This is a genomic window from Streptomyces sp. MK37H, assembly GCF_018035285.1.
GTDB classification, from domain to species: Bacteria; Actinomycetota; Actinomycetes; order Streptomycetales; family Streptomycetaceae; genus Streptomyces; species Streptomyces endocoffeicus.
On sequence record NZ_JAAAYH010000494.1, the window covers coordinates 1 to 6,306 of the forward strand.

General features: G+C 69.0%; 5 protein-coding genes. All 5 read left to right on the forward strand.

What is annotated here, in order from left to right; all coding sequences use genetic code 11:
- The first annotated feature begins 2 nt into the window (after positions 1-2).
- A complete protein-coding gene (locus GWI24_RS38760) occupies positions 3-794 on the forward strand; it encodes a PmoA family protein (RefSeq protein ID WP_247617497.1) in 792 nt (263 codons plus the stop codon).
- A gap of 151 nt (positions 795-945) precedes the next feature.
- On the forward strand, positions 946-2,295 hold the full coding sequence (locus tag GWI24_RS38765) for a sugar ABC transporter substrate-binding protein (RefSeq protein WP_210950724.1): 1,350 nt from the start codon (positions 946-948) through the stop codon (positions 2,293-2,295).
- A 203-nt stretch (positions 2,296-2,498) separates the two neighbouring features.
- Positions 2,499-3,353, forward strand: a complete 855-nt coding sequence (locus GWI24_RS38770) for a polysaccharide deacetylase family protein (RefSeq protein WP_210950725.1) — start codon at positions 2,499-2,501, stop codon at positions 3,351-3,353.
- A 213-nt stretch (positions 3,354-3,566) separates the two neighbouring features.
- A complete protein-coding gene (locus GWI24_RS38775) occupies positions 3,567-4,787 on the forward strand; it encodes a right-handed parallel beta-helix repeat-containing protein (RefSeq protein ID WP_210950726.1) in 1,221 nt (406 codons plus the stop codon).
- 94 nt (positions 4,788-4,881) lie between these two features.
- The coding region (locus tag GWI24_RS38780; protein ID WP_210950727.1) for an NCS2 family permease at positions 4,882-6,306 on the forward strand (1,425 nt) is incomplete at its 3' end.

Below are 6,306 nucleotides of genomic sequence, written 5' to 3' on the forward strand. Positions count from 1 at the left end.
CCCTGCTGCGCCATGAGCACCGGGTCGTCGGGACGTATGTGCACCGCCCCGAACTGCCCGGCACGGTCGCGCCGCGCCCGTATCTGCACCCCGTGCGCACCCTCGGCGGTGTCACCGTCACCGGGCTGCGGCCCGCCGAGGATCCGGCCCGTCCGGGGGTGTCCATGGCCATCCCGGAGGTGGCCGGATGGAACTTCCGGGGCGGCCCCGGCCGACGGGACCACCAGGGCGGCCAGCGCCACCTCAGCTGGCTGCTGCGCGACCCCGACGGGTTCGTGGAAGAGCTGTCGTGGACGGCCGGTGGGCGGCAACTGCTGCTGGAGCGGCGCACGGTGGCCGTACGGTCCCTCGGAACGGAGTGCTGGGCACTGGACTTCACCTCGGCCCTCACCAATGTGACCGGCGAGGAGATCGCCCTCGGCGGGGCGGGTCACGCGGGCGGTTTCTTCTGGCGCGTGCCCCGGCGCCCGGAGGCCGCGCATGTCTTCAGCGCCGACGGCGAGGGCGAGGCGGCGGTGCACGGACGGCCCGCGGACTGGCTGGCGCTGGCCACCGACGACTGGACGCTGGTCTTCGTCGGCGCGACCGGCGACACCCGGGCCGACCCGTGGTGGGTCCGCACCGGCGACCACCCGGGCGTCGGCTCGGCCCTCACCTGGCAGCGCCCCCTGCCCATGGCCCCCGCCGACACGGTCACCCGCCGCATCGTCACAGCCATAGCCGACACCCGCCTGACCCAGCCCGCAGCAGCCCGCCTGGCAGCCCACCTCTCCGACCGGGGAGCGGCCGTATGAGCAGGGTTGTGGGCAATCGTGACTCCCCCGGCTACCGCTGGGAGGTGCCCCCCGGCGGAACGGGTGGGCACAACCCGACCCGCTCCCCAGCCACGACGGCGCGACCCTCAACGACCGGCAACCGCAAGTGAACCCACGGGAGACGACCACCATGAAACCAGCGCGCCGCAGAGCAACCCGCACCGCAACCGCCCTGGCCGCAACCCTCACCCTCGCCCTGACAGCCACAGCCTGCGGAGACGACGGCTCGACCACCGGCGAGGAAGGCTCCGGCAAGGGCACCATCACCTTCTGGGACAACAACGGCGGCCCCCGCACCAAGATCTGGAAGCAGATCATCGCCAAGTTCGAGGACAAGAACCCCGACATCACGGTCAAGTACGTCCCGATCCCGATCGCCAACGTGCAGTCGAAGTACGACACCGCCATCCAGAGCGGCGGCGACAGCCTGCCCGACGTCGGCGGCGTGGGCACCGCGTATCTGGCCAATCTGGTCGCCCAGGGCGCACTCGACCCCGTGACCGACCGCATCGGCGACAGCGCCCTCAAGGGCAAGCTGATCAAGAACATGGTCGAGAGCGTCCGCGCGGCCGGAGGTGACGACAAGGAGCTGTACTCCGTCCCGACCTCCGCCAACCAGGGCACCCTCTGGTACCGCACCGACCTCTTCAAGGCGGCGAAGCTGCCCGCGCCCGACAGCTGGGAGAACTTCTACAAGGCCGCCGACGAGCTGACCGACAAGGGCCGGAACAGGTTCGGCTTCACCCTGCGCGGCGGCGCGGGCTCGATCGCCCAGGCGCTGGACATGATGTACGCCCAGTCCGGCATCTCGTCCTTCTGGAACGGCGAGGGCGGGGACAAGACCACCCTGAACGACCCCAGGAACGTCGCGGCGCTCGAGAAGTACATCGCCCTCTTCAAGAAGGTCACCCCCGCCGCGGACCTCAACAACGACTTCGCCAAGATGGTCGCCCAGTTCGACCAGGGCGACATCGGGATGCTCCAGCACAACCTCGGCAGCTATGTGGACCACGTACGGCTGCTCGGCAAGGACAAGATCGCGGGCATACCGCTGCCGCCGTCCCGGCAGGGCGCGGCGCGCACCATCGTCTCCAACCCGGTCGACGGTCTCGGCCTGTTCAAGGCGAGCAAGAACAAGGCGGCGGCCTGGAAGTTCATCGAGTTCGCGGCCTCCCCGGAGATGAACAGCCTCTGGAACGAGGACGTCGGCGCCATCCCCGCCAACGTCGGCGCCGCGGATGACGACTGGATCGCGAAGGCCCCGCCGACCAAGGCCGCGCTGGAGTCGCTCAACGATCCGCGGACCAAGGTCGTCCAGCTGCCGTACTACCTCCCGGACTGGAACAACATCAGCAAGGCCGACAACGAGCCCAGCTTCCAGAAGGTGCTGCTCGGCAAGATGACCGCCAAGGCGTTCTGCGACAAGGTCGCCAAGGAGCTCAACGCGGCACAGGCGGACTGGAAGAAGCACCGGAGCTAGCCGGCCAGAGCCGGCCGAGCCGCGCCTGACGGACCACCACCACTTCGCTCCATGGGCCTTCGGGCCCCTCGAGTTTCCCTATGAACTCCGTGTATACCTGCGGTGTATAGTGCTCGCAGCTTGTGCTGCCAACTTTACGCATTTGCACGGACGTTGGCGGCATGGCGACCACTATTGATCACAAGAGGACTTCGGGGACATCAATGGGGCGAAAAGGTCGAATATCCGGGCTGTGCGTCAGTCTCGTCGGTGCCGTCTGCCTGACGCTGGGCCTCAGCGGCTGCGGTGCGTCGTACGACACCACCTCGCCGCGCAGCGCCCGGGAGCACGCGGCGTCGGACGCCGGCCACTCGACACCTGCCGCCTCCAAGCCGGACGTGCTCAAGAAGGGCGACGGGGCGAGCGGGGCGAACGGGGCGAGCGACAAGAACGGGGCGAACGGCTCCGTCGACTGCGCCGTCGCCAAATGCGTCGCCCTCACCTTCGACGCGGGCCCCAGTGGCAACACCCCCCGGCTGCTGAAGATCCTCAAGCACGAGAAGGTCCACGCGACCTTCTTCATGCTCGGCAGGAAGCACATCGACCGCCACCCCGACCTGGTGCGCCGTATCGCCGACGAGGGGCATGAACTGGCCAACCACACCTGGTCGCACAAGATCCTGACCAAGACCGACTCCGACGAGGTCCGCACGGAGATCACCCGCGTCCAGAGCGCCGTCAAGAAGCTCACCGGCCGTACGCCGCTGCTGATGCGCCCGCCGCAGGGGCGTACGGACGAGCGGGTCTCCAAGATCTGCCGTGAGCTGGGCGTGGCGCAGGTGCTGTGGAGCGTGACGGCGAAGGACTACCAGACGAACGACTCCGCGCTGATCGAGAAGCGGGTGCTGGACCAGACGAAGCGCGACGGGATCATCCTGCTGCACGACATCTACAAGGGCACGGTGCCGGCCGTGCCGGGGATACTGGCGAAGCTGAAGAAGGAGGGCTACACGGTGGTGACGGTCTCCCAGCTGATGGCCCCGGCCGTCCCGGAACCGGGCAAGGTCTATCGCCCATGAGGCAACAGACCGACACGATCTCCGTCGCGTTCGAACATCCTCGGCCACAAAATGATCAAGTGTTGTCGCAAGCTATCGCGATGCGATCGGGATTTCGTAATCTAAGAATCCTCGGGAGCCCGGCAACCTAATCTGGAGTGGCGGCAACTACGACATGGAGCGGGCCGGTCCGGATCCTCCGGCCCGTTCTCTCGACGCGGAACAGGAGTTGCCATGGGGCTGAGACGCAAACGGGGCCGTCACCGCCGTCGCAAGGATCGCACGCTGCCGTTGGGCAGCGCCGTGATCGTGGCGTCGGCCGTGGCCGGGGTGTATCTGACGGCTTCGCCGGAGGGCGCGAGCGCCGTGCCCACCACCCTGTACGTGGCCACCAACGGCAGCGACGGCAACACCGGCACCCTCAAGTCCCCCTACCGAAGCCTGGAGAAGGCGTTCGCCACCGCCAAGGCGGGCACCACCATCGAGGTCCGCGGCGGTACGTACTACCCCTCCAGGACCCTGCGCAGCTCCACCAGCGGCACCCCCCGCGAGCGCGTCCAGCTGCGGTCGTACCGAGCGGAGAAGGTCCGGCTCGACGGCTCCCGGCTGGGCCGGGGCTCCTCCCTGGTCTCCCTCACCGCCGACTACTGGACGGTCTCGGGGATCGAACTGCGCAACGCCCCGGGCGGCGGCCTGGTCTGCACCTCCTGCACGCGCAACGTCTTCCAGAACCTCAGCACCCACGGCAACGGCGACACCGGACTCACCCTCCGCGGCGACGACACCAACGGCAACCTCATCCGGAACCTGGACTCCTACGCCAACCACGACGACGCCACCGGCGGCCAGCGAGCCGACGGCATAGCCATCACCCACGGCTCCGGCACCGGCAATGTGGTCACCGGATCCCGGCTGTTCCACAACAGCGACGACGGCCTCGACCTGTGGATGTGGGCGAGCCCCGTCACCATCGAGCACTCCTGGGCCTTCGGGAACGGCCGGAACCGCTGGCACATCCCCTACTTCAAGGGCGACGGCAGCGGCTTCCAGCTCGGCGCCGACCGCCGAGACGCACCCTCGCCCGCCCATGTCGTACGGTCCTCCGCCGCCTGGGCCAACACCAAGAGCGGCTTCGACGCGGGCGGCAACACCGGGGCCCTCCGGCTCCAGCGCACCACCTCCTTCGACAACTGGGGCAAGGGCTACGCCGTCGCCGGCTCCCGCGCCAAGCTGACCCGCAACCTCGCGCTCTCCAACGGCCGCGGCAGCGCCGACACCGGCCTCCTCGCCGTCTCGCAGGACAACAACTGGGCGCCGGGCGGCCGGACCACCCCGCCGCTGGTCACCACCGACCCCACCACGGCCTTCGGCCCCCGGCGGCCGAACGGCTCGCTGCCGCTCACCGGCTTCCTCGTGGTCATGGACCGCACCGAGATCGGTTCGCCGATGAACTGAAACCCCGGGAAAACCTGAATCGCGCTCCTGGCGGGCACAATCCCTTGATCCGGCACGCCGCCGACCCGCCCGCCGTCCCCCGAGGAGCGCGACCATGTCGAGACAGATCACGGACAAGGCCCAGGCCCCACCACTGCCCGGACTTCCCCTGCTCGACCGATACTTCCGGATATCCGAACGGGGCTCGACCCTCGGCCGGGAGGTCCGGGGCGGGTTCGCCACCTTCTTCACGATGGCGTACATCCTCGTCCTGAACCCGATCATCCTGGGCGGGGCGAAGGACAAGTTCGGCGAGCAGCTCTCCGGCACCCAACTCGCCACCGCCACCGCCCTGGTGGCCGCCGTGATGACCGTCCTCATGGGCATCGGCGGCAATCTGCCGCTCGCCCTCGCCGCGGGCCTCGGGCTCAACGCGGTCGTCGCCTTCCAGATCGCCCCGCAGATGAGCTGGGCCGACGCCATGGGCCTGGTGGTCCTGGAGGGTCTGATCATCTGCGCGCTGGTGGTGACCGGGCTGCGCGAGGCGGTCATGCACGCCATCCCGCAGCCGCTGAAGCAGGCCATCAGCGTGGGGATCGGGCTGTTCATCGCCTTCATCGGCTTCATCGACGCCGGGTTCGTCTCCCGTATCCCGGGCCCCACCGGCTCCACACCCGTGCAACTCGGCTCGGACGGGCGGCTCACCGGCTGGCCGGTGGTGGTCTTCTGCGTGGGGGTGCTGCTGACCATCGCGCTGATGGCACGCAAGGCCAAGGGCGCCCTTCTGATCAGCATCGTCGTCTCGACCGTGCTCGCGATCGTCATCAACGAGATCGCCGACATCCGGCCGGAGGCATGGGGGCTGACCGTGCCCACCCTCCCCGACAGCGTCGTCGACACCCCGGACTTCGGGTTGCTCGGCTCCTTCAGCCTCTTCGGGGCGTTCCAGCAGGTCGGTGTGGTCACCATCGTCCTGCTGATCTTCACCCTCATCCTGTCCGACTTCTTCGACACCATGGGCACGGTCGTCGGGGTGAGCAACGAGGCCGGGCTGCTGGACGCCGAGGGCAGGGTGCCGGGGCTGGGGCGGGTGCTGCTCATCGACGGTGCGGCGGCCGCACTCGGCGGCGCCGCGTCCGCCTCGTCCAACACGAGCTACATCGAGTCCGCGGCCGGGGTCGGCGAGGGCGCGCGCACCGGTTTCGCCAGCGTGGTCACCGGAGCGCTGTTCGGGCTCGCGCTCTTCCTGACCCCGCTGGCCACCGTGGTGCCCGCCCAGGCCGCCGCCCCGGCGCTGATCGCGGTCGGCTTCCTGCTGATGAGCCAGGTGCGGTCCATCGACTGGGAGCGGATCGACATCGCCGTCCCGGCGTTCCTCACCATCGCGCTGATGCCGTTCAGCTACTCCATCTCCAACGGGATCGGCGCCGGGTTCATCTCGTATGTGCTGATCAAGACGGTGCTGGGCAAGGCGCGGGAGGTGCACTGGCTGCTGTGGGGGACGGCCGCGCTGTTCGTGGTCTACTTCGCGATCGACCCC

Bases quoted from the DNA above. Each gene is read 5' to 3' on its own strand.
- GWI24_RS38765 (WP_210950724.1), top strand. From the start codon at position 946: ATGAAACCAGCGCGCCGCAGAGCAACCCGCACCGCAACCGCCCTGGCC.
- GWI24_RS38770 (WP_210950725.1), top strand. From the start codon at position 2,499: ATGGGGCGAAAAGGTCGAATATCCGGGCTGTGCGTCAGTCTCGTCGGT.
- GWI24_RS38775 (WP_210950726.1), top strand. From the start codon at position 3,567: ATGGGGCTGAGACGCAAACGGGGCCGTCACCGCCGTCGCAAGGATCGC.